The sequence below is a fragment of the Pseudomonas sp. R38(2017) genome, assembly GCF_002112395.1.
GTDB lineage: Bacteria > Pseudomonadota > Gammaproteobacteria > Pseudomonadales > Pseudomonadaceae > Aquipseudomonas.
In genome coordinates this window covers 247,269-267,384 of record NZ_NEHN01000001.1, presented here as the reverse complement: position 1 = coordinate 267,384, position 20,116 = coordinate 247,269, and the positions used below count along the sequence as shown (strand labels likewise).

20 protein-coding genes are annotated in these 20,116 nt (G+C 59.9%); 6 read left to right on the top strand and 14 right to left on the bottom strand.

Annotation, left to right across the window (positions count from 1 at the left end; genetic code table 11):
• Window positions 1-88: 88 nt before the first annotated feature.
• On the bottom strand, window positions 89-280 hold the full coding sequence (locus CAF87_RS01185; protein WP_085730303.1) for a CsbD family protein: 192 nt from the start codon (window positions 278-280) through the stop codon (window positions 89-91).
• A 197-nt stretch (window positions 281-477) separates the two neighbouring features.
• Here CAF87_RS01185 and CAF87_RS01180 point away from each other — a divergent pair, with 197 nt between their 5' ends.
• Entirely contained in the window at window positions 478-855 is a 378-nt protein-coding gene (locus tag CAF87_RS01180; RefSeq protein WP_007951149.1) for a hypothetical protein, read from the top strand.
• 46 nt (window positions 856-901) lie between these two features.
• Here the strand turns inward: CAF87_RS01180 and fadD1 are convergent, their stop codons facing one another.
• Both fadD1 and fadD2 read right to left on the bottom strand, forming a co-directional pair.
• Window positions 902-2,599: a long-chain-fatty-acid--CoA ligase FadD1 gene (fadD1, locus tag CAF87_RS01175; RefSeq protein ID WP_085730302.1), complete on the bottom strand. Its 1,698-nt coding sequence runs from the start codon at window positions 2,597-2,599 to the stop codon at window positions 902-904.
• Window positions 2,600-2,950: 351 nt separating this feature from the next.
• Window positions 2,951-4,639 carry a long-chain-fatty-acid--CoA ligase FadD2 gene (gene fadD2 / locus CAF87_RS01170; RefSeq protein WP_085730301.1) on the bottom strand — a complete coding sequence of 563 codons (1,689 nt, stop codon included), beginning with the start codon at window positions 4,637-4,639 and terminating at the stop codon, window positions 2,951-2,953.
• A 249-nt stretch (window positions 4,640-4,888) separates the two neighbouring features.
• On the opposite strand from fadD2, the gene CAF87_RS01165 reads away from it, so the two are divergent.
• Together CAF87_RS01165 and CAF87_RS01160 are read left to right on the top strand one after the other, a co-directional pair.
• On the top strand, window positions 4,889-5,833 hold the full coding sequence (locus CAF87_RS01165) for an alpha/beta hydrolase (protein WP_085730300.1): 945 nt from the start codon (window positions 4,889-4,891) through the stop codon (window positions 5,831-5,833).
• A gap of 42 nt (window positions 5,834-5,875) precedes the next feature.
• Window positions 5,876-6,346, top strand: coding sequence for a MaoC family dehydratase (locus CAF87_RS01160; protein ID WP_003227420.1), 471 nt, complete (start codon window positions 5,876-5,878; stop codon window positions 6,344-6,346).
• A gap of 57 nt (window positions 6,347-6,403) precedes the next feature.
• Here the strand turns inward: CAF87_RS01160 and CAF87_RS01155 are convergent, their stop codons facing one another.
• Window positions 6,404-6,871, bottom strand: coding sequence for a PA2169 family four-helix-bundle protein (locus CAF87_RS01155; protein WP_085730299.1), 468 nt, complete (start codon window positions 6,869-6,871; stop codon window positions 6,404-6,406).
• Window positions 6,872-7,075: 204 nt separating this feature from the next.
• Between CAF87_RS01155 and CAF87_RS01150 the strand changes: the two genes are divergently transcribed.
• Together CAF87_RS01150 and CAF87_RS01145 are read left to right on the top strand one after the other, a co-directional pair.
• Entirely contained in the window at window positions 7,076-7,312 is a 237-nt protein-coding gene (locus tag CAF87_RS01150) for a DUF3820 family protein (protein ID WP_003213031.1), read from the top strand.
• Between the two features lie 25 nt (window positions 7,313-7,337).
• Window positions 7,338-8,519, top strand: coding sequence for an aminotransferase class V-fold PLP-dependent enzyme (locus tag CAF87_RS01145; RefSeq protein WP_085730298.1), 1,182 nt, complete (start codon window positions 7,338-7,340; stop codon window positions 8,517-8,519).
• Here the strand turns inward: CAF87_RS01145 and CAF87_RS01140 are convergent.
• The 4 genes from CAF87_RS01140 to zwf all read right to left on the bottom strand — a co-directional run bounded on the left by CAF87_RS01140 (window position 8,516) and on the right by zwf (window position 12,254).
• Window positions 8,516-9,232 carry an intradiol ring-cleavage dioxygenase gene (locus tag CAF87_RS01140; RefSeq protein ID WP_085730297.1) on the bottom strand — a complete coding sequence of 239 codons (717 nt, stop codon included), beginning with the start codon at window positions 9,230-9,232 and terminating at the stop codon, window positions 8,516-8,518. The two genes, CAF87_RS01145 and CAF87_RS01140, sit on opposite strands and share 4 nt — an antisense overlap.
• Before the next feature lie 172 nt (window positions 9,233-9,404).
• The gene (locus CAF87_RS01135; RefSeq protein ID WP_011335602.1) at window positions 9,405-10,070 is read right to left on the bottom strand and encodes a bifunctional 4-hydroxy-2-oxoglutarate aldolase/2-dehydro-3-deoxy-phosphogluconate aldolase; all 666 of its coding nucleotides are present in this window, start codon (window positions 10,068-10,070) and stop codon (window positions 9,405-9,407) included.
• A 17-nt stretch (window positions 10,071-10,087) separates the two neighbouring features.
• Entirely contained in the window at window positions 10,088-10,801 is a 714-nt protein-coding gene (gene pgl / locus CAF87_RS01130) for a 6-phosphogluconolactonase (RefSeq protein ID WP_085730296.1), read from the bottom strand.
• Window positions 10,788-12,254 carry a glucose-6-phosphate dehydrogenase gene (gene zwf, locus CAF87_RS01125; RefSeq protein WP_085730295.1) on the bottom strand — a complete coding sequence of 489 codons (1,467 nt, stop codon included), beginning with the start codon at window positions 12,252-12,254 and terminating at the stop codon, window positions 10,788-10,790. Before zwf ends, pgl begins: the two co-directional genes overlap by 14 nt.
• Before the next feature lie 227 nt (window positions 12,255-12,481).
• Between zwf and CAF87_RS01120 the strand changes: the two genes are divergently transcribed.
• The gene (locus tag CAF87_RS01120) at window positions 12,482-13,342 is read left to right on the top strand and encodes a MurR/RpiR family transcriptional regulator (RefSeq protein WP_169842436.1); all 861 of its coding nucleotides are present in this window, start codon (window positions 12,482-12,484) and stop codon (window positions 13,340-13,342) included.
• A gap of 41 nt (window positions 13,343-13,383) precedes the next feature.
• On the opposite strand, the gene CAF87_RS01115 is transcribed toward CAF87_RS01120, so the two are convergent.
• From CAF87_RS01115 to CAF87_RS01090, 6 genes are all read right to left on the bottom strand, one after another.
• Window positions 13,384-14,238, bottom strand: a complete 855-nt coding sequence (locus tag CAF87_RS01115; protein WP_085730294.1) for a D-hexose-6-phosphate mutarotase — start codon at window positions 14,236-14,238, stop codon at window positions 13,384-13,386.
• 116 nt (window positions 14,239-14,354) lie between these two features.
• On the bottom strand, window positions 14,355-15,704 hold the full coding sequence (locus CAF87_RS01110; RefSeq protein ID WP_085730293.1) for a carbohydrate porin: 1,350 nt from the start codon (window positions 15,702-15,704) through the stop codon (window positions 14,355-14,357).
• A gap of 102 nt (window positions 15,705-15,806) precedes the next feature.
• On the bottom strand, window positions 15,807-16,967 hold the full coding sequence (locus CAF87_RS01105) for an ABC transporter ATP-binding protein (protein WP_085709655.1): 1,161 nt from the start codon (window positions 16,965-16,967) through the stop codon (window positions 15,807-15,809).
• A gap of 2 nt (window positions 16,968-16,969) precedes the next feature.
• Window positions 16,970-17,815, bottom strand: a complete 846-nt coding sequence (locus CAF87_RS01100) for a carbohydrate ABC transporter permease (RefSeq protein WP_085730292.1) — start codon at window positions 17,813-17,815, stop codon at window positions 16,970-16,972.
• Window positions 17,808-18,716: a carbohydrate ABC transporter permease gene (locus CAF87_RS01095; RefSeq protein WP_085697145.1), complete on the bottom strand. Its 909-nt coding sequence runs from the start codon at window positions 18,714-18,716 to the stop codon at window positions 17,808-17,810. Before CAF87_RS01095 ends, CAF87_RS01100 begins: the two co-directional genes overlap by 8 nt.
• Window positions 18,717-18,809: 93 nt before the next feature.
• Window positions 18,810-20,111: an ABC transporter substrate-binding protein gene (locus CAF87_RS01090; RefSeq protein WP_085730291.1), complete on the bottom strand. Its 1,302-nt coding sequence runs from the start codon at window positions 20,109-20,111 to the stop codon at window positions 18,810-18,812.
• Window positions 20,112-20,116: the final 5 nt, after the last annotated feature.

Sequence of the window (20,116 nt, the reverse complement as noted above, 5' to 3'; positions counted from 1 at the left end):
GAAACACTGTGATCCATGACCGCATGTGAACGGGATACAAAAACGGCCATCCTTGGATGGCCGCTTCGTTGTTTCGTTCAAGGCTCGATCAAGCCTTGTCGACGCCTTTCTTGACCGCGTCCTTGGCTTTGCCCACCGCTTGCTGGGCCTCGCCTTTCTTCTCTTGCAGTTTGCCTTCGGCCTGCAGCCTGGTGTTGTCGGTGGCTTTACCGACGCCTTGCTTGATGTTGCCGACCGCTTCGTTGGCCATGCCTTTTACTTTATCGCCTGTGCTACTCATGGTGTTTCTCCTTGGTGCATTAACGAGGAAAGTCAGTACGTAAAGATTGACTGGCCCGGTTTGCGCCAAGTTTCATTTATTTTCAGGGCTTCATTTCGTCGCGGCATGCAGGTTGGGCTTTATGTTTGCGAGCGTAGCCCCGAGAATGCCCACCATAAGGGCGCCAGGCGCCACAGAACCGATCCCGCAGGAATGTTATGAAACTCGATAAAAAGCAGGCCATCGCCCGTCGCAACCAGGAACTGGGCGGTGCCGTGCTCGGCACCAACAACTGCCACTTCGCCGAACTGAACCGCAACCGCAACATCTGGTGGTTCGATCTGCCGGTGTCGCGCCTGGCCATCGGTCAGTACGAGTGGATTCACCTGTTGATGCACACCCCGGCCACCGACGAACTGCTGCACCTGAAAGTGCCGACCGTGTTTCTGCGCGAGAAGCTCGAAGGCCTGGTGATCCGCAACGAAGGCAAGCGCAAGGCAGCCCTGAGCCTGGAACTGAGCGCCGACAAGGACTCGTACCTGCAGGACATGCGCCCGGCCGGCACCAACGTTAACTTCGCGCCGTTCCGCCAGTAAGCGATTCCTGCACCAACAAAAAGCCCCGCATCTGCGGGGCTTTTTTTTACGCGGCGTTCTTCGCCTTGATCTTCTTCAGCTCTTCGTCGCGCAACTCGCGGCGCAGGATCTTGCCGACGTTGGTAGTGGGCAGCGCATCACGGAACTCCACCGAGCGCGGCACCTTGTAGCCGGTGACGTTGGCGCGCATGTGCTCCATCACCGTTTCCTTGGTCAACGTAACGCCCGGCTTGGCGACGATGAAGATCTTGATCGCCTCGCCCGACTTCTCGTCCGGAATGCCGATGGCCGCGCACTGCAACACGCCCGGCAGGGTCGCCAGCACGTCTTCCAGTTCGTTCGGATACACGTTGAAACCCGAGACCAGGATCATGTCTTTCTTGCGATCGACGATGCGCATGTAGCCGTCCGGCTGGATCACCGCGATGTCGCCGGTTTTCAGCCAGCCTTCGCTGTCGAGCATCTCGTCGGTCGCTTCCTGACGCTGCCAGTAGCCTTTCATCACTTGCGGGCCCTTGACGCACAGCTCGCCGATTTCGCCCAGCGGCTGCTCGACACCGGCGTCGTCGACGACTTTGCACAGGGTCGACGGCACCGGAATGCCAATGGTGCCGATCTGGATGTTCTGGATCGGATTGACCGTGGCCACCGGACTGGTTTCGGTCATGCCGTAGCCTTCGCAGATCGGGCAACCGGTGACCGCTTTCCAGCGCTCGGCGGCGGCCAGTTGCAACGCCATGCCACCGGACAGGGTGACTTTCAGCGCCGAGAAATCCAGCTTGCGGAAAGCTTCGTTGTTGCACAGGGCCACAAACAGCGTATTGAGGCCGACGAAACCGCTGAACTTCCACTTCGACAGTTCCTTGACCATCGCCGGCAGGTCGCGCGGGTTGCTGATCAGGATATTGTGGTTGCCGATCAGCATCATCGCCATGCAATGAAAGGTGAACGCATAGATGTGGTACAGCGGCAGCGGCGTGATCAGGATCTCGCAGCCTTCATTGAGGTTGGAGCCCATCAGCGCCTTGCACTGCAGCATGTTGGCGACGAGGTTGCGGTGGGTCAGCATCGCGCCCTTGGCCACACCGGTGGTGCCGCCAGTGTACTGCAGCACCGCGACATCGCCGCTGTCCGGGTTGGCTTCGGCCACAGGTTGACCCTGGCCCTTGCTCAGCACGTCGTTGAACTTGACGGCTTTGGGCAGGTGATAGGCCGGAACCATTTTCTTCACGTACTTGATGACGCTGTTGATCAGCAGGCGCTTGAGCGGCGGCAGCAGGTCGGCGACTTCGGTGACGATGACGTGTTTGACGCCGGTTTTCGGCACCACGGCTTCGGCCAGGTGCGCCATGTTCGCCAGGCACACCAGCGCTTTGGCACCGGAGTCATTGAACTGGTGTTCCATTTCCCGCGCGGTGTACAGCGGGTTGGTGTTGACCACGATCAGCCCGGCACGGATGGCACCGAAGACGGCGACCGGGTACTGCAACACGTTGGGCAGTTGCACGGCGATTCGATCACCGGGCTGCAAATCGGTATGCTGTTGCAGATAAGCGGCAAACGCACCGGACAATTCGTACAGTTCACCGTAGGTGATGGTCTTGCCCAGGTTGCTGAACGCCGGTTTGTCGGCGAAGCGTTGGCAGGATTGCTTCAACACTGCCTGAATATTCGGGTACTCGTCTGGATTGATGTCGGCAGCAATTCCAGCGGGGTACTTATCCTTCCAAAAGTCTTCGATCATGGAAGCCCACTCCTCAGCAACGCGAATTCAGCACCGCATTTGATGCGATTATTATTGGTGTTTGTTTATTGGTGAGTCTGGCTTTTTACAAGGCCGAGAAGTCACAAAGCGCGCCGAGAGTAGCAGCTTTGCCAAGGGTCGACTAGAGCCAAAAGCGGCCCCTACAGTCATTTTAATGACTCAAGAACCACTGGCAGTCATTTTAGAGCAAAAATCCTATAACTCTCTGAAAGCCCCGGAATTCAGGGACAAAAAGCAAAAGATCGCCGCCTTCAGCGGCTTCAAGGAAGCCACCAGAGGCTGCGATCTTCAGGCCTCAACGCGAATGCGTCAGGCGCAGTCATTCAGCGATCAGGCGATATCGCGCAACTCACGCCGCAGAATTTTCCCGACAGGCGTCATCGGCAACGACTCACGCAGCACGATGTGTTTCGGCACCTTGTACGCGGTGAAATTCTCTTTGCAATAGGCCTTCAGCTCTTCCAGGCTGACCCCGGTTTCCCGCGCCACCACGAACAGCTTCACCGCTTCCCCGGAGCGTTCGTCCGGTACGCCGATCACTGCGCAGTTGGCGACTTTCGGGTGAGCCATCACCACGTCTTCGATCTCGTTCGGGTACACGTTGAAACCGGAGACGATGATCATGTCTTTCTTGCGGTCGACGATGCGCACGAACCCGTCCGGGTCGATCACCGCGATGTCGCCGGACTTGAACCAGCCCTCCGCGTCCAGCACCTCGGCGGTGGCCTCGGGTTTCTGCCAGTAGCCCTTCATGATTTGCGGGCCCTTGATGCACAGTTCGCCGCGCTCTCCCAAAGGCTGCTCGACGCCGTCGTCATTGATGACTTTCAACCGGGTGCCCGGCACCGGCAGGCCGACCGTGCCGATCCGCGACAGCTCACCGTACGGGTTGGTGCAGGCCACCGGCGAGGTTTCGGTCAGGCCGTAGCCTTCGGTGATGCGGCAACCGGTGAGCTGCTCCCAGCGCTCGGCGGTAGCCTTGACCAGCGCGGTGCCGCCGGAGTTGGTGAGTTTGAGCGTGGAGAAATCCAGGGTCTTGAAGTCCGGATGATCCATCAGAGCGACGAACAGGGTGTTGAGCCCCAGCAGTGCCGAGAACTTCCAGTTCTTCAGCTCCTTGATAAAGCCGCCGATGTCCCGTGGATTGGTGATCAATACGTTGTGATTGCCCGACACCATCATGCACATGCAATTCGCGGTGAAGGCATAGATGTGGTACAGCGGCAACGGCGCGATCATCACTTCCTGACCTTCGCGCAACAACGGCTGACCGTCGCTGCCAAACTGGGCGAGACAGGCGCGAACCTGCTGCATGTTCGCCACCAGATTGCCGTGGGTCAGCATCGCGCCCTTGGCCAGACCGGTGGTGCCGCCGGTGTATTGCAGCACGGCGATGTCGTCCAGGCCGACCTTCAGCGGCTTGATGCCCAGGCCCCGGCCCATGCGCAAGGCGCTCTTGAAGGAAATCGCCTGGGGCAGCGAATACGCCGGGACCATTTTCTTCACTTTGCTGACCACGGTGTTGACCAGCCAGCCCTTGGCGGTGGGCATCAGGTCGCCCATCTTCGCTTCGATCAGATATTGAATGTCGGTGTCCGGCAGCACTTCCTGGACTTTCTGGCCGAACATGTTCAGGTACACCAGCGCCCGGGCGCCGGAGTCCTTGAACTGATGACGCATCTCGCGCGCGGTGTACAGCGGGTTGGTGTTGACCACGATCAGCCCGGCGCGCAACGCGCCGAACACGGCAATCGGATAATGCAGGACGTTGGGCATCTGCACCGCGATGCGATCCCCCGGCACCAGATCGGTGTGGGTTTGCAGATAACCGGCGAACGCGGCGCTCTGGCGCTCGAGTTCGGCGTAGGTCAGGGTCACGCCCATATTGCTGAACGCCGGGCGATCAGCGAATTTCTTGCAGGAACGCTCGAACACCTCGATCACCGATTTGAATTCATTCGCATCGATGTCCAGGGGTACGCCCGCCGGGCGTTTGTCATTCCAGAAATCAGGTTGCATTGTTCTTGTCCTCTTTACCTGAGCCGATCCGGGGCCGCGTCGCTGTCATTTTTCTCTTGTCCTTGAAAAAGCCGAAAGCAAAAAGCGGGGCTTCACGGACACTAGCAGCTATGGTCATTCAGGCAAATATGGGCAACGTCCTCATTGATCGTGTGAATCTTCCTGCCGTGGCGTGAGCTGATCGGACGCGCTATACAATGCAATCTCTGCAATTCCCTGCAACAAAAGCATGCCGCAAAAGGAATCGCCATGATCCACGACACTTTCTGGCTGGACGCGAGTGACCGCAGCCGCCTCTTCGTCAATCAGTGGCTGCCGAACGCGCCGCTGAAGGCGGTGATTCTGCTGGCCCACGGCATGGCCGAGCACAGCGCTCGGTATGCGCGACTGGCCGAATCGTTCTGCGCCGAAGGCTACGGTGTGTACGCGCCCGATCAGCGCGGCCATGGCAAAACCGCCGATCATGGGACGCTCGGGCATTTCGCCGACGACGATGGCTGGTGCAAGGTGGTCGGTGATCTGGCGAGCCTCAACCAGCACATCGGCCAGCGCCATCCCGGCGTGCCGATCGTGCTGCTCGGGCACAGCATGGGCAGCTACATCGCGCAGGCTTATCTGGTGCATCACAGCGCCAGCCTGCACGGCGCGATTCTCAGCGGCTCGAATTTCCAGCCGGTTGCGCTGTACCGCGCGGCGCGGCAGATCGCCCGGATCGAAAAACTGCGCCAGGGCGCCAAGGGTCGCAGCGCGCTGATCGAATGGCTGTCGTTCGGCTCGTTCAACAATAAATTCAAACCGGCGCGCACCGCGTTTGACTGGCTGAGTCGAGATCCGGCCGAAGTCGACAAGTACGCCACCGATCCGCTGTGCGGCTTTCGCTGCACCAACCAGCTATGGATCGACCTGCTCGGCGGGTTGCAGCAAATCAGCAAAGCGTCCAATCTCGCCCAGATCGACCCGGGCCTGCCGCTGCTGGTGATTGGTGGCGAATGTGATCCGGTGAGCGAAGGCAAGCGTCTGACTGATCTGGCCAATGCCTTGCGCTTGGCCGGCAGCCAGAACCTGCAACTCAAAATCTACCCGCAGGCCCGGCACGAATTGTTCAATGAGACCAACCGCGACGAAGTGACTGCCGATGTGCTGGCCTGGATCGACCAGGCGCTGAGCCATCCCCGTCCGCACCGCAGCGAATAATTTTTTGTGGATTCATTTAATCCGTCACAGGAACCGATACCGATGACCCAGGTTACCAACATCCCTTACGAAGCCCTCGAAGTCGGCCAGACCGCCAGCTACAGCAAGACCGTCGAGGAGCGCGACATTCAGCTGTTCGCTGCGATGTCCGGCGATCACAACCCGGTGCACCTGGACGCCGAGTTCGCCGCCGCCAGCATGTTCAAGGAGCGTATTGCCCACGGCATGTTCAGCGGTGCGCTGATCAGTGCGGCCGTGGCGTGCGAGCTGCCTGGGCCGGGCACCATTTATATCGGTCAGCAAATGAGCTTCCAGAAACCGGTGAAGATCGGCGACACCCTGACCGTGCGCCTGGAAATCCTCGAGAAACTGCCGAAATTCCGTGTGCGCATTGCCACTCGCGTATTCAACCAGCGCGATGAATTGGTGGTGGACGGTGAAGCCGAGATTCTGGCTCCACGTAAACAACAGACCGTTACCCTGCCGACCTTGCCGGCCATCAGCATCGGCTGATTGTCCTCGACATAAAAAACGCCAGACTAGCTGGCGTTTTTTATTGGCCTCGAACGCTTACGAGCGTGCGCGAGCCTGGTTACGCAGCGCTTTCACCTGATCATGATTGCGTTGCACGCCGTGGTACTGGCGCTCGACCAGATCACGGATGCCGACCAGGTTGTGCTTGTTGATCTTCTCGATCGCTTCGCGATAGGCCTTCAGGGCGTGGTCTTCACCGCGCTCGGCTTCGTTGAGCACCGCCTCTTCATCCTTGCCGGTGAACATCGCTTTGACGTCGACCCAACGACGGTGCAGGTCACCGCTCACGCTGGTCGAGGTTTCCGGATCGCCACCCATCGAACGCACGGCGGCTTGCAGCTCGGCCGCAGCCGTTGCGCAATCGGCGGAGCGTTTCACGAACAGAGCCTTCAGTTCAGGGTGCTTGATGTCTTCAGCGCAGGTCTTGAACCCTTCCTGACCGTCCTTGCTGGTTTCGATCAGGTCGTTGAGGACGGAGATGGCTTCTTTATTCATGTCAGTCATTTTTCAATTCCTTGCGTGGGTGAAAGATGCAAGGAGTGTTGCAGTGGTCGTGCCAGCTTTTTATTTTGAATTTAGTTGTTTAATTTCAATAAGTTAGAGATACAAAAGAAATCTGTATGCATGTTATTTGCATGATCTGTCATTTGGCCTGCATGCAGAATGCCTGTATTTTCCAGACTGTTACGAACTCAGACGATCCCCGCGATGAACCCCGAAAAACTCGAACTGCTGATCACCCGCGAAATGCCCTTCGGCAAATACAAGGGACGGATCATTGCCGACCTTCCCGGCCCGTACCTGAACTGGTTCGCCCGGGAAGGTTTCCCCCATGGCGAACTCGGCGGCTTGCTGGCGCTGATGCAGGAGATCGATCACAACGGCCTGTCGGAGCTGCTTGAACCGCTGCGCGCCAAACATGGCAAACCCGCCCCGCGCCACTGAGGCGCTTTACTGATCCGAGTCGACCATGCCCGATAACACCCGCCGCGCCCGAGACGAAGCCTTCTGGCAAACCTTCGCCGACCGTTACGACCGCCACCCCGGCCCCGTAAACCTGGAAAACGGCTACTTCGGGCGCATGTCGCGCACCGTGGTCGAGGACTATCAGCGCCACATAGAGCTGATCAACAACAGCAACTCGGTGTACGTGCGCCAACGCTTCGAACAGCACGACAGCCTCGACATCCGCGCGCAACTGGCCGAGATGATCGGTGTGCGCGCGCAAAGCATCGCCTTCACCCAGAACGCCACCGCCGGCCTGCAATCGCTGATCCGCAACTACAACCGTCTCGAGCCTGGCGATCAGGTGCTGATCTGCGATCTGGAATACGACACGGTCAAGGGCGCCATGCGCTGGCTGGGCCGTCATCGCGGGGTCGAGGTCATCGAGATCAAGCACACGCACCCGGCCAGCTTCGACAGCCTGCTGGCGACTTACCGCGAAGCCTTCATTCGCTATCCGAAGCTCAAGCTGATGGCGCTGACCCACATCACCCATCGCACCGGGCTGGTGATGCCGGTGCAAGCGATCGCCTCGCTTGCCAAGGAGCATGGCGTCGATATCATCCTCGATGGCGCCCACGCTCTCGGCCAGATCGAGTTCGATCTGGAAGCGCTGGGCATCGCCTTTGCCGGGTACAACCTGCACAAGTGGATCGGTTCGCCGCTGACCCTGGGCTTTCTGTATATCGCCCCGCAACGCCTGGCCGACATCGACCCGGACATGGGCGAGATGCATTTTCCGCTCAACGACATTCGCTCGCGCACGCCTTACAGCACGCCGAACATTCCGGCGTTGATGACCCTGCCGCTGGTGTTCGAGGAACACCGTGCGCTCGGTGGCGCAGCGGCCAAGGGTGCAAGGGTGAACTACCTGCGCAACCTGTGGGTCAGCGCCGTGCGCAACCTGCCGGGCATCGAGGTCACCACCCCGGACGATCCGCGTCTGTATTGCGGCATCACCTCGATGCGCTTTACCCGGCATGCCGACCAGCAGACGATGGTCGAACGCCTGCTCAACGACTACAACCTGTTCACCGTGGTACGCAACGGCGCAGCCTGCGGGCCGTGCATCCGCATCACGCCGTCGTTGACCACTACGGCAGCGGAGATTCAGTCGCTGGTTCTGGCGCTGAATGAACTGCGTTAAACCGTGTATTTGTCGAAGTCTTCGGGCTTGATCTGCGACGACACCGCGAAGGTGTCGATGCCGATCGTCAGGTGGCCGAAGTAGCCGTCCTCGTGGGATTCACGGCCGATCGGCCAGACCGTCAGCGTCGAGGCCTCCCCGCACATCCGGGTGTAGTAGTGGTCCTGGCAGTTGTTCAGCGGTGAGGACGCCCGCCCACGATAAGCCTTGGCGTTGAGCACACCGCGAGAAACCACTTCCGGAAAGTACAGCTGCCCGACCCAGGCCACATTGCGCTCATCGAGGTATTCGTTGCCGGCGACGATGCGCACCGCCACGTGAATGTGCAGGGCACGCCCGGCATAAAACCCCGGATAGATCGTGGTGAAACGCACCCTGCCCTTGTGATCGCTGAACTGGCCGCCACGCAGGTAGGTGTCGTCGTCGGTTCTCGGGATTGAACCGATGTCTTCAACGTCGACTTCCAGATCCGGGTTGACCCGACTCCAACCGGAATACGCACCGCGCGCATTGCGATGCCAGATATCCACCAGCGCACCGCTGACCGGTTCGGCGGTCATGGCATCGACGATAGTCAGACGCAGCAGCAGCGGCAGGCCCTCGGCGCCTTCGCTGATGTTGCGGCGCAGCAGTTTGGGATTGCGAAAATACGGCCCGGCGACTTGCTCGGGGGCCAGTTGATAAACCGGTGGGGCTGAAGGATGGTTATCCATGAGGCGTTCTCTCTTCCATAAGATGAACGCAGGTTAACGCCACATGCCAAGCCAGGTGCGGTAACTGTGTATCGCGAGATAACCAAGGTTTTGGCGGGCAAAAAAAAACGGTGCACCGACCAAGCGCACCGTTAAAGCCGTAGAACACACAACGAAGTGTCAGGTGAAGCGATCAGTCCAGCAGCGCCAGCGCCTCGGCGGTGCATTCCTGAATGCGCGCCCAGTCGCCGTTCTTGATCCACTCCGGATCAAGCATCCAGCTACCGCCCACGCACATGACGTTTTTCAGCGCCATGTAGCTCTTGATGTTGGCCGGGCCGACGCCGCCGGTCGGGCAGAATTTCACTTCGCCGAACGGGCCGCCGAGAGCCTTGATAGCTGCCACGCCGCCGCTGACTTCAGCCGGGAACAGCTTGAAGCGGCGATAACCCAGGCCATAGCCTTCCATGATGCCGGAGGCGTTGCTGATGCCCGGCAGCAGCGGGATCGGGCTTTCGACGCTGGCTTCCAGCAGGTCACGGGTGATGCCCGGGGTGACGATGAATTGCGAACCGGCCGCTTCGGCCGCAGCCAGCATGTTGCGGTCGAGTACGGTTCCGGCACCGGTCACCAGCTCCGGACGCTGTTCGCGCAGGATCTGAATTGCTTTTAGGCCGAACTGTGAACGCAGGGTCACTTCCAGCGCGGTCAGACCACCGGCGGCCAGGGCGTCGGCCAGCGGCAGCACGTCCTGTTCACGGGCGATGGTGATCACCGGCAGGATCCGCGCCTTGGCGCAGAGGCTGTCGATCAGGGCAACTTTGTCCGCCATGGAAACGGTCGGGGATGGGGTTGTCATAGCGGCTGTTCCTTGGCTCATGGGCACCAGTAAATCTCTAACGTAGGTTGCAGAAACGCGCGAACCGGCATGGCGGCGACGTCGTTGGATGCCAGTGCGGCATTCAGGGTGGTCAGTTTCGACTGACCGGAAATCGACAGAATCTTGTGCTTCGCCGAAGCCAGCAGCGCCCGGCTCATGGTCAGGCGTTGACGCGGTACGCTCGGCGCCAGCATCGGCCAGCACCGACGAGTGCCATCGACTTGCAGGGCTTCAGCCAGGTTCGGACTGTCCGGGAACAACGAGGCGGTGTGGCCGTCATCGCCCATGCCCAGCACCAGCACGTCGATGGGCGGCAACTCGGCGAGCAACCGATCGGCCTGTTCCGCAGCCTGCTCGACGTTGGCCGCCGCGCTGTAAAGGCTGAGGAACTGCGCCTTGGCTGCCGGGCCCTTGAGCAGATACTGCTTGAGCAGACCAGCGTTGCTGTCGGCGTGTTCAACCGGCACCCAGCGTTCGTCGGCCAAGGTCACGACGACCTTCGACCAGTCCAGTTCCTGCTTGGCCAGGTGCTGGAAGAACGCCACCGGGCTACGGCCGCCGGACACCACCAACACAGCGTTGCCGCGCGCCGCCAGTGCATCGCTCAACTGCTGGGCGACATTCAGCGCCAGACCTTCGGCGAGCAACACTGGGCTCTTGAATTCGTGGGCATTTACGCCCGCGGGCAGTTTCACATCAGATATCGCCATACCACGACCTCCCGTCCCGCGTGATCAATGCAATGGAGCTCATCGGCCCCCACGACCCGGCCGCATACGGCTTAGGCGCGTCACCGGATTTTTTCCACCCGGCGATCAACTGGTCACACCATTTCCACGCGGCTTCGATTTCATCTTTACGGACAAACAGGTTCTGATTGCCGTTCATCACTTCCAGCAGCAACCGCTCGTAGGCGTCGGGGATCCGCGCGCTGCGCCAAGTGTCGGAGAAATTCAGCTGCAACGGGCCGCTGCGCAGCTGCATGCCCTTGTCCAGGCCTTGATCCTTGGTCATCACCCGCAGGGAAATCCCTTCGTCCGGTTGCAGGCGGATGATCAGTTTGTTGCTGATCTGCAGGCGCTGCTCCGGGGCGAAGATGTAGTGCGATGGTTCCTTGAAGTGGATGACGATCTGCGACAGCTTCTGCGGCATGCGCTTGCCGGTGCGCAGGTAAAACGGCACGCCAGCCCAGCGCCAGTTACGGATGTCGGCACGCAGGGCGACGAAGGTTTCGGTGTCGCTCTGGGTGTTGGAATTCGGTTCTTCCAGATAGCCCGGTACGGATTTGCCTTCGCTGTGGCCGGCAATATATTGGCCGCGCACCACTTGAGTGGTCAGGCCTTCCGGACTGATCGGCGCCAGGGCCTTGAGCACTTTCACTTTTTCGTCACGGATGCTGTCGGCGGACAGGTCGGCCGGCGGGTCCATGGCGATCAGGCAAAGCAGTTGCAGCAAGTGGTTCTGGATCATGTCGCGCAGCTGGCCGGCCTTGTCGAAATAGCCCCAGCGGCCTTCGATACCGACCTTCTCGGCCACGGTGATTTCCACGTGGGAGATGTAATGCTGGTTCCACTGGGTTTCGAACAGGCTGTTGGCGAAACGCAGGGCGATCAGGTTCTGGACGGTCTCTTTGCCCAAGTAGTGGTCGATGCGGTAGGTGCGGTTCTCCGGAAAGAACTGCGCCACGGCGTCGTTGACCTTGCGCGAGGATTCAAGGTCGGAGCCGATCGGTTTTTCCAGCACCACGCGGGTGTTTTCGGCCAGACCGACGTTCGCCAGATTCTCGCAGATCGCGCCGTACACCGCCGCCGGAGTGGCGAAGTAGGCAATCATGCGTTGTGTGTTGCCGGCCAGTTCGGCCAGCGCCACGTAATCTTCAGCCTTGAGGAAGTCGACGTGCAGGTAGGTCAGGCGCGCCAGAAAGCGCTCGGCCACGGCCTCGTCCAGTTCCTTGCCCACATAGCGGCGCAGTTCGGCGGCAATGAATGCCATGTGCTGCTGCTCGGTGCCTTCTTCACGGGCCAGCGCGATAATACGCGTGTCCTCGTGCAGCAGGCCGGCGCCATCCAGGTGGTATAGGGCAGGAAACAGCTTGCGCAGGGCCAGATCGCCCAGGGCGCCGAACAAGGCGAAGGTGCACGGTTCAACCGTAATCGAAGGCATGATGTTTGTTCTTTTATCAAGTTAAGCTACAAATACCTTTTTTCAAGGCATCACTCAAGGGAAAATGTAGTAATAACCACAACATTTTCGCAAAATACAGATTCCGAGTGGTGGTCGGTCGGAGCCATCAGTAGGATAGGCCACCGTCACGGGCCACATCAAAGGCCCAATTTGCATAGCCGCGCGCTTATCGGCGCCGGTGAATCTAGGAAATCCATATGGACCGCGTGCGAAATTTACTGGAACAGATCCAGAGTCGCCTTGAAGAGCTGAACAAGGCCGAACGCAAAGTCGCCGAAGTGATCCTGCTTAACCCACAGCAGGCCACCCGCTTCAGCATCGCCGCCCTCGCCCAGGCCGCTTCGGTCAGTGAACCGACGGTCAACCGTTTCTGCCGTTCATTCGGCGTCAGCGGCTACCCCGAACTCAAGCTGCAACTAGCCCAGAGCCTGGCCAGCGGCGCAGCGTATGTCAGCCGTGCAGTGGAAGCTGACGACAATCCCGAAGCCTACACACAGAAAATTTTCGGCAGCGCCATCGCCTCCCTGGACAGCGCTTGCCAGGCACTGGACCCGAATCTGATCAGCCGCGCCGTCGACCTGTTGATCCAGGCCCGGCAGATTCACTTCTTCGGCCTCGGCGCCTCGGCCCCGGTGGCTTTGGACGCACAGCACAAGTTCTTCCGTTTCAACCTGGCCGTCACCGCCCACGCCGATGTGCTGATGCAACGAATGATTGCTTCGGTGGCGCACACCGGCGAGTTGTTCGTGATCATTTCCTACACCGGTCGCACCCGCGAGCTGGTGGAAGTGGCGCGCATCGCCCGGGAAAACGGCGCTTCGGTACTCGGCCTGACCGCCGAGAACTCGCCACTGGCCAAGGCCAGCACCCTGAGCTTGAATATTCCGTTGCCGGAAGACACCGACATCTACATGCCAATGACTTCACGGATCATTCAGTTGACGGTGCTGGATGTGTTGGCGACTGGCATGACGCTGCGTCGCGGGGTGGATTTCCAGCCGCATCTGCGCAAGATCAAAGAAAGCTTGAATGCTAGCCGGTATCCGGTGGGTGACGAGTTCAACTAGTTCGTGCTGATCGCTCCCACGCTTGCGCGTGGGAGCGATGACTAAGCAGCAGCCCAAGCCTGCAAACTCAAATGCGCCTTTTCCCCCGGCGCCAGATGCAAGCTGTCGGTCCCCCCCGCCGCTGCTTCAACGCAGACAAATTCCGAGATCTCATCCCAGCTCACGCCCAGCAGCGGCCGCGCCCCCGGATGCCAGACCACCGTGTCCGCACTCTCGCCGGTATCGATGCACAGTTCGCGCTGCCAGGCGTGATCCTTGAGCTGTAATTCACCGTCGTGCTGGAACACGCGCTGACAGCCGCCATCGACCCGCAACTCGCCTTCCTGCTGACAGACTTCACGGTTCAGCTGGTCGTAACCCTGCGCCCCTTCGAGCCCAGACAGCGCTATCTCACTTACATCGCCAATACGCCAGTAAGCGTGCAAAGCCTGGCTCAACTGGCACGGCATGTCGTCCTGATGCTCGGTGCTCAGGCGCAATTCCATGCGTTCACCCAGGTGCGCGTGCAGGTCCACCTGCCAATCGCACAGCTGCAATTGCCAGTGCAGGCGCACGCCGTCATCGGCGGTACTGCTGTCGAGCAGTTTCCAGTCCAGCAATCGCGCCCAGCCATGGGACGGCCATGCGTTTTCACTCGGATGGCGGCCATACCACGGCCAGCAAACCGGTACACCGCCACGGATCGCGCCGACATGCGGCCACTTCGCCGCGCACCACAACCACGGCTTTTGTCCGCGCGGCTGAAAGTGCAGCAATTGCGCACCCTGACGACTGAACACCGCCTGACACAGCGGATGGTCGATCACCAGCACATCGCGCATCTGATAGCGCTCCCAGGCGAACACCGGTCGTTCGCGCAAGGATTTGAAGAAGCGTTGCAGCGGATGCTCATGCATGGGCCACGGTTCCAGATTCAACTTTCATGGGCTGCGACACCCCCTTCCAAAAAAAAGCGGACAGCCTGGGCTGTCCGCAAATATGCGCACATAGAGAGGAGCTTATCGCAGACGCGTTAGAACGTAGACTGAATTTTCAAGCCAGCGACCAATGCGTTGTCCACTTGATCCACGCCACCCGGGTGAGTGATGTATTGCAGGTTCGGACGCACGGTCAGCCAGTTGGTAACGTGGAAGCCGTAGTTGATCTCGTAGTTGTATTCGGTCTCGCGAATCGGCGAAAACACCGGATTGTCGTAGTCCGAAACACCGTTGGAAGCATTCAGCAGCTCGGCGTTTTTCTTCACGTCGTCGTTGACATGGATACGCGCCGCGCCGATACCGACGTCATCCTTCGGACGGGCGTCGAACGGGCCTTTGTAGACAAACATCACCGACTGGTAGTTGTCGATGAAGTTGGTGTCCTTGTCATGGAACGTGGCGTTGGCCGCGATGTTCAGACCACGGGAAGCGTCGCCGTTGTGGCTGGTGAGTTGCTGTTGCGCAACGAACCAGTAGCCGTGCTTGCTGCTGTGGGTGCGGTAGGCATTGCCGGTGGTTGCTGCGTCGTTGCCGTTGATGTCTTCGCGGACGTCTGCGGCATCAGCCGTGCTCTTGTAGTAACCGACGCGGTATTCGCCCGGCAGGCTGTTGACCTTCGGCGACCAGACCAGTTCGACCGGCAGCACAGTACCGGCGGTGCCGCTGCCGCTGAGCTTGAAGCCGTTGCCGTGTTCCAGCTGCGACGGGTTCTGGTTGTACGCGCCGATCTGCGCGTAGAGCTCGTCGTTGATGTTGTACTTCACGCGGATTGCGGCCTGGCTGACGGGCCAGTTGTACCAGATGTTGGTCGCCCAGTTACCGACCTGCGAGCCGCAGAACGCCAGGTTCTGGAAGTCGCACGGGAAGGTGTTGAAGTCTTCGCCCTCACCGAAGTAACCAGCCTTGACGTCGAGCTTGTTGTCAAAGAACTGGTGCTGAATCCACAGCTGGGTCAGACGCACCATGTGGCCACGACCGTAGACTTCCTGCGAGGAAGACAGGGTGCCGGCACGCGGGTCGCCAACGCGGTCGTTGGAGATGTTCTGACCGTTACGGTTGGTCAGCTGGATCTTGGCCTGAGTGTTGTCCCAGCCCCAGAGTTTTTGCAGGTCCAGAGCCACGCCCAGACCGAACTGGTCGCTGTAGCGGCCGGTCTTGTCGTCGTTGTAGCCGCCGTGCAGGTTGGCGCCCATTTCCCCAACGTAGTCAGCCTTGATATCGATGCCTTGCTCGATCAGCTTGGTCCGCTCACCACCCCAGTCGCCCGTCATCCATTTGGAATCGGAGCTGAATGCATCGGCGGCCATGGCATTGCCGGCCAGGACCAATGCGGCCGCGGCTGACACTTGGCAGATCAACCGGGCATTGACGTGTTTCTTTTTCATCCCTACATCCTCGTCTTTATTGTTATTAACTGTTTTTTTCCAACGCGGTTTACATCCCCTGCGCAAATGAGCCTGTTGCAGGCTCACTCCCGCATTGATTTCTTACCGACCCTTGAACTGAGCAACATTGGCGCTGTGCGCTTCGGTCTTCGGCAGACCGGCAACCCCCAGGCGCTCGCCGCTCTTGGCATCGAACAGCAGCACTTTCGACGGATCGAATTGCAGGGTCAGGGTCTCGCCCACCTGCGGCGCCACGTCCGGCGCCAGTCGGCAGCAGACCTTGGTGTCGTTGAGGTTGACGAACACGAGGGTGTCCGGACCGGTCGGCTCGGTGACCTGCACTTCAGCCTTGATACTCGGCAGGCCGTTGCCCTCGCCGTTGGCCAGAGCGATCTGCTCCGGGCGCAGGCCGAGGATCACTTCGCGGTCTTCGAGACCGGCGTCCTGCATCGCCATCGGCAACTCGCAACGGGCCTGGCCGCTGTCCAGCAGCGCCACCAGACGACCGTCCTTGCGTTGCAGACGCAGCGGAATGAAGTTCATCGGCGGCGAACCGATGAAGCTCGCCACGAACAGGTTGGCCGGGTCGTTGTAGATCTCTTTCGGCGTACCGAACTGCTGGATGATGCCGTCCTTCATCACCGCCACTTTGTCGCCCAGAGTCATCGCTTCGATCTGGTCGTGGGTCACGTAGACCGTGGTGGTTTTCAGGCGCTGGTGCATCAGTTTCATTTCGGTGCGCATCTCGACGCGCAGCTTGGCGTCGAGGTTGGACAGCGGTTCGTCGAACAGATAGATCTTTGGTCGACGTGCCAGTGCACGGCCCATCGCCACGCGCTGTTGCTGACCACCGGAGAGCTGGCCCGGCTTGCGGTTGAGCAGGTGCTCGATCTGCAGCAGCTTGGCCACGCGGGCGACTTCTTCGTCGATGGCCGACTGGCTCATCTTGCGGATCTTCAGACCGAACTCGATGTTCTCGCGCACACTCATGGTCGGGTACAGCGCGTAGGACTGGAACACCATGGCGATGTCGCGATCTTTCGGGCTCATGCCGCTGACGTCCTGATCACCGATCATGATCGCGCCGCCGGTGATGGTTTCCAGGCCGGCGATGCAGTTCATCAGTGTCGACTTGCCGCAGCCCGAAGGCCCGACAAGGATCAGGAACTCACCGTCCTTGATCGACAGTTCGATGTTCTTCAGGGTGTCCGGCAGGCCGGCACCGTAGGTCTTGTTTACATTGCGAAGTTCGAGCGTAGCCATGATTACCCCTTGACTGCGCCGGCCGTCAGCCCGCGCACGAAATACTTGCCTGCGACCACATAGACCAGCAGGGTCGGCAGCCCGGCGATCATCGCCGCCGCCATGTCCACGTTGTATTCCTTGGCCCCGGTACTGGTGTTGACCAGGTTGTTCAGCGCCACCGTGATCGGTTGCGAATCACCGCTGGAGAACACCACGCCGAACAGGAAGTCGTTCCAGATCTGGGTGAACTGCCAGATCAGGCAGACCATGATGATCGGGGTGGACATCGGCAGGATGATCTGGCGGAAGATCGTGAAGAACCCCGCGCCATCGAGACGTGCCGCCTTGATCAGCGCATCCGGAATGCTCACGTAGTAGTTACGGAAAAACAGTGTGGTGAACGCCAGACCGTAGACCACGTGAATGAACACAAGGCCGGTGGTGGTGCTCGCCAGGCCCATTTTGCCGAGGGTGAACGACGCCGGCAGCAGCACGGTCTGGAACGGTAGGAAGCAGCCGAACAACAGCAGACCGAAGAACAGCTGCGAACCCCTGAAGCGCCAGAACGACAGCACATAACCGTTCAACGCACCGATGGCGGTGGAGATGATTACGGCCGGAACGGTGATCTTGATCGAGTTCCAGAAGTAGCCGTCAACGGTCGCCCAGGCTTTCACCCAGCCGATGCCGCTGACCACGGTCGGCCAGCTCAGAAGGTTGCCGGTGGAGATGTCTTCCGGGGTCTTGAAACTGGTCAACAGCATGACCACCAGCGGTACCAGATACAGCAGGACCGCGAGGATCAGCACCGCGTAGATCGCGATGCGACTCAGGCTGATAGAAGGTTTGGCAGCGAGACTAGTCATGACGCTTGGTCCTCAGCTCGGAGTACAGGTAAGGCACGATGATCGCGAGGATCGCACCGAGCATAAGAATCGCACTGGCCGAGCCCATGCCCATCTGCCCACGGCTGAACGTGAACGAGTACATGAACATCGCCGGCAGGTCGGAGGAATAACCCGGGCCGCCGGCCGTCATGGCCGCCACCAGGTCGAAACTCTTGATCGCGATGTGCGCCAGGATCATCACTGCACTGAAGAACACCGGACGCAGGCTAGGCAGCACCACTTTCCAGTAGATGCGCGGCATGCTCGCGCCGTCGATCTGGGCGGCACGGATGATCGATTGATCGACGCCACGCAGACCGGCGAGGAACATCGCCATGATGAAGCCCGAAGCTTGCCAGACCGCTGCGATCACCAGGCAATACACCACGCGATCCGGGTCGATCAGCCAGTCGAGACGGAAGCCTTCCCAGCCCCAGTCCCGCAGCAATTTGTCCAGGCCCATGCCCGGGTTGAGCAGCCATTTCCATGCGGTACCGGTGACGATCATCGAGAGCGCCATCGGGTACAGGTAAATGGTGCGGATGAAGCCTTCACGACGGATTTTCTGGTCGAGGAAAATCGCCAGTGTCACGCCGATTACCAGGGTGATGCCGATGAACATGCCGCCGAACACGGCCAGGTTCTTGCTCGCCACCCACCAGCGGTCGTTGTCGAACAGCCGCGCGTATTGCGCCAGGCCTGCCCACTTGTAGTTCGGCAGGAAGGTCGACGTGGTGAACGACAGGACAAACGTCCAGAGGATATAGCCATAGAAGCCCACCAGAACAATGAACATGCTCGGCGCCAGCACCAGTTTCGGTAGCCAGCGCTGCAATGCGTCGAACGGCGAGGCCTTGCTGAACACAGCAACAGAACTCATGGGAAGATCCAGTAAAGAAAATGAAGGACCGCTGCAAGCTCCCAGCCCCAAGCCGATGCGCGACTTGAAGCTGGCAACTGCTCTACGCCGGTGTTACTTGGCAGCCTTGATGGCGGTGCCGAGTTTCTTCGCAGCGTCGGCCGGGTCGGCTTTCGGGTCGTTGATGTAGTTGGTCACGACATCGAAGAACGCACCCTGTACGGCCAGCGTGGTCGCCATGTTGTGCGCCATGCTCGGCTGCAGGCCGCCGGTCTTGGCGTCTGCCAGGAAGTCCTTCGCAGCGGTCTGGGCGCAGGAGTCGAAACCGTACTTGCCCATGTCGGCGAGCATGTCGTTGCGCACCGGGATCGAGCCCTTGTTGATGCTGAAGACTTTCTGGAAGTTTTCACCCAGCACGACTTTGGCGATGTCCTGCTGACCGGCCGCGGTGCCCGCGTCCTTCTGCTTGAACACGGCCAGCGAGTCGATGTTGTAGGTGAACGCCTTGTCGGTGCCCGGGAAGGCTACGCACTCGTAATCCTTGCCGGCAACTTTCTTGGCGGCGGTCCATTCGGACTTGGCCCAGTCACCCATGATCTGCATGCCGGCCTTGCCGTTGATGACCTTGGCCGCTTCGAGGTTCCAGTCCTGGCCTTTACCGTCGACGTCCATGTAGGTCGCGACTTTCTTCAGCTCGGTCAGGGCCTTGACCATTTCCGGACCAGTCAGGGCAGCGTTGTCCAGGTCGACCAGGGCTTTCTTGTAACCATCAACGCCCATCACCGACAGCACGACCGCTTCGAAAACGGTGCTGTCCTGCCAAGGCTGACCGCCGTGGGCCAGCGGGATGAAGCCCGCAGCCTTCAGCTTGTCGCCGGCGGCGTAGAACTCTTCGAGGGTGGTCGGGGCTTTGGCGATACCGGCTTTCTTGAAGACTTCCGGATTGATCCACAGCCAGTTCACCCGGTGAATGTTCACCGGCACGGCCACGTAATCACCTTCGAACTTCACGGTGTCGGAGACTTTCTTGTCGAGCAGGCTGTCCCACTTCTCGGACTTGGAAACGTCCTTCAGGACGTCAGTGTCGAGCAGACCGGTCGACGCCCATTCCTGGATGTCCGGGCCTTTGATCTGGGCCACACCCGGCGGGTTGCCGGCGACGGCGCGGCTTTTCAGCACAGTCATGGCAGTCGCACCGCCACCACCGGCGACAGCGCCGTCTTTCCAGGTGAAACCGTCTTTTTCCACTTGTGCCTTGAGCACATCGACGGCGGCTTTTTCGCCACCGGACGTCCACCAATGCACGACTTCCACCGAACCTTTGGATTCGGCAGCGGAAACACTCAGGGGCAGCACAGCGAGCGGGAACAGGGAGGCGACAGAAATGACAGTAGCGAGGCGAGAAATCGCATTCATCTGAG

What these genes read in the sequence shown, in the direction of transcription:
- CAF87_RS01185 (WP_085730303.1), bottom strand. Translation starts at nt 280, where the DNA reads ATGAGTAGCACAGGCGATAAAGTAAAAGGCATGGCCAACGAAGCGGTC.
- CAF87_RS01165 (WP_085730300.1), top strand. Translation starts at nt 4,889, where the DNA reads ATGATCCACGACACTTTCTGGCTGGACGCGAGTGACCGCAGCCGCCTC.
- CAF87_RS01090 (WP_085730291.1), bottom strand. Translation starts at nt 20,111, where the DNA reads ATGAATGCGATTTCTCGCCTCGCTACTGTCATTTCTGTCGCCTCCCTG.
- CAF87_RS01110 (WP_085730293.1), bottom strand. Translation starts at nt 15,704, where the DNA reads ATGAAAAAGAAACACGTCAATGCCCGGTTGATCTGCCAAGTGTCAGCC.
- fadD2 (WP_085730301.1), bottom strand. Translation starts at nt 4,639, where the DNA reads ATGCAACCTGATTTCTGGAATGACAAACGCCCGGCGGGCGTACCCCTG.
- CAF87_RS01100 (WP_085730292.1), bottom strand. Translation starts at nt 17,815, where the DNA reads ATGACTAGTCTCGCTGCCAAACCTTCTATCAGCCTGAGTCGCATCGCG.
- CAF87_RS01105 (WP_085709655.1), bottom strand. Translation starts at nt 16,967, where the DNA reads ATGGCTACGCTCGAACTTCGCAATGTAAACAAGACCTACGGTGCCGGC.
- CAF87_RS01160 (WP_003227420.1), top strand. Translation starts at nt 5,876, where the DNA reads ATGACCCAGGTTACCAACATCCCTTACGAAGCCCTCGAAGTCGGCCAG.
- CAF87_RS01180 (WP_007951149.1), top strand. Translation starts at nt 478, where the DNA reads ATGAAACTCGATAAAAAGCAGGCCATCGCCCGTCGCAACCAGGAACTG.
- CAF87_RS01095 (WP_085697145.1), bottom strand. Translation starts at nt 18,716, where the DNA reads ATGAGTTCTGTTGCTGTGTTCAGCAAGGCCTCGCCGTTCGACGCATTG.
- CAF87_RS01135 (WP_011335602.1), bottom strand. Translation starts at nt 10,070, where the DNA reads ATGACAACCCCATCCCCGACCGTTTCCATGGCGGACAAAGTTGCCCTG.
- CAF87_RS01115 (WP_085730294.1), bottom strand. Translation starts at nt 14,238, where the DNA reads ATGCATGAGCATCCGCTGCAACGCTTCTTCAAATCCTTGCGCGAACGA.
- CAF87_RS01140 (WP_085730297.1), bottom strand. Translation starts at nt 9,232, where the DNA reads ATGGATAACCATCCTTCAGCCCCACCGGTTTATCAACTGGCCCCCGAG.
- CAF87_RS01155 (WP_085730299.1), bottom strand. Translation starts at nt 6,871, where the DNA reads ATGACTGACATGAATAAAGAAGCCATCTCCGTCCTCAACGACCTGATC.
- pgl (WP_085730296.1), bottom strand. Translation starts at nt 10,801, where the DNA reads ATGGCGATATCTGATGTGAAACTGCCCGCGGGCGTAAATGCCCACGAA.
- fadD1 (WP_085730302.1), bottom strand. Translation starts at nt 2,599, where the DNA reads ATGATCGAAGACTTTTGGAAGGATAAGTACCCCGCTGGAATTGCTGCC.
- CAF87_RS01150 (WP_003213031.1), top strand. Translation starts at nt 7,076, where the DNA reads ATGAACCCCGAAAAACTCGAACTGCTGATCACCCGCGAAATGCCCTTC.
- zwf (WP_085730295.1), bottom strand. Translation starts at nt 12,254, where the DNA reads ATGCCTTCGATTACGGTTGAACCGTGCACCTTCGCCTTGTTCGGCGCC.
- CAF87_RS01145 (WP_085730298.1), top strand. Translation starts at nt 7,338, where the DNA reads ATGCCCGATAACACCCGCCGCGCCCGAGACGAAGCCTTCTGGCAAACC.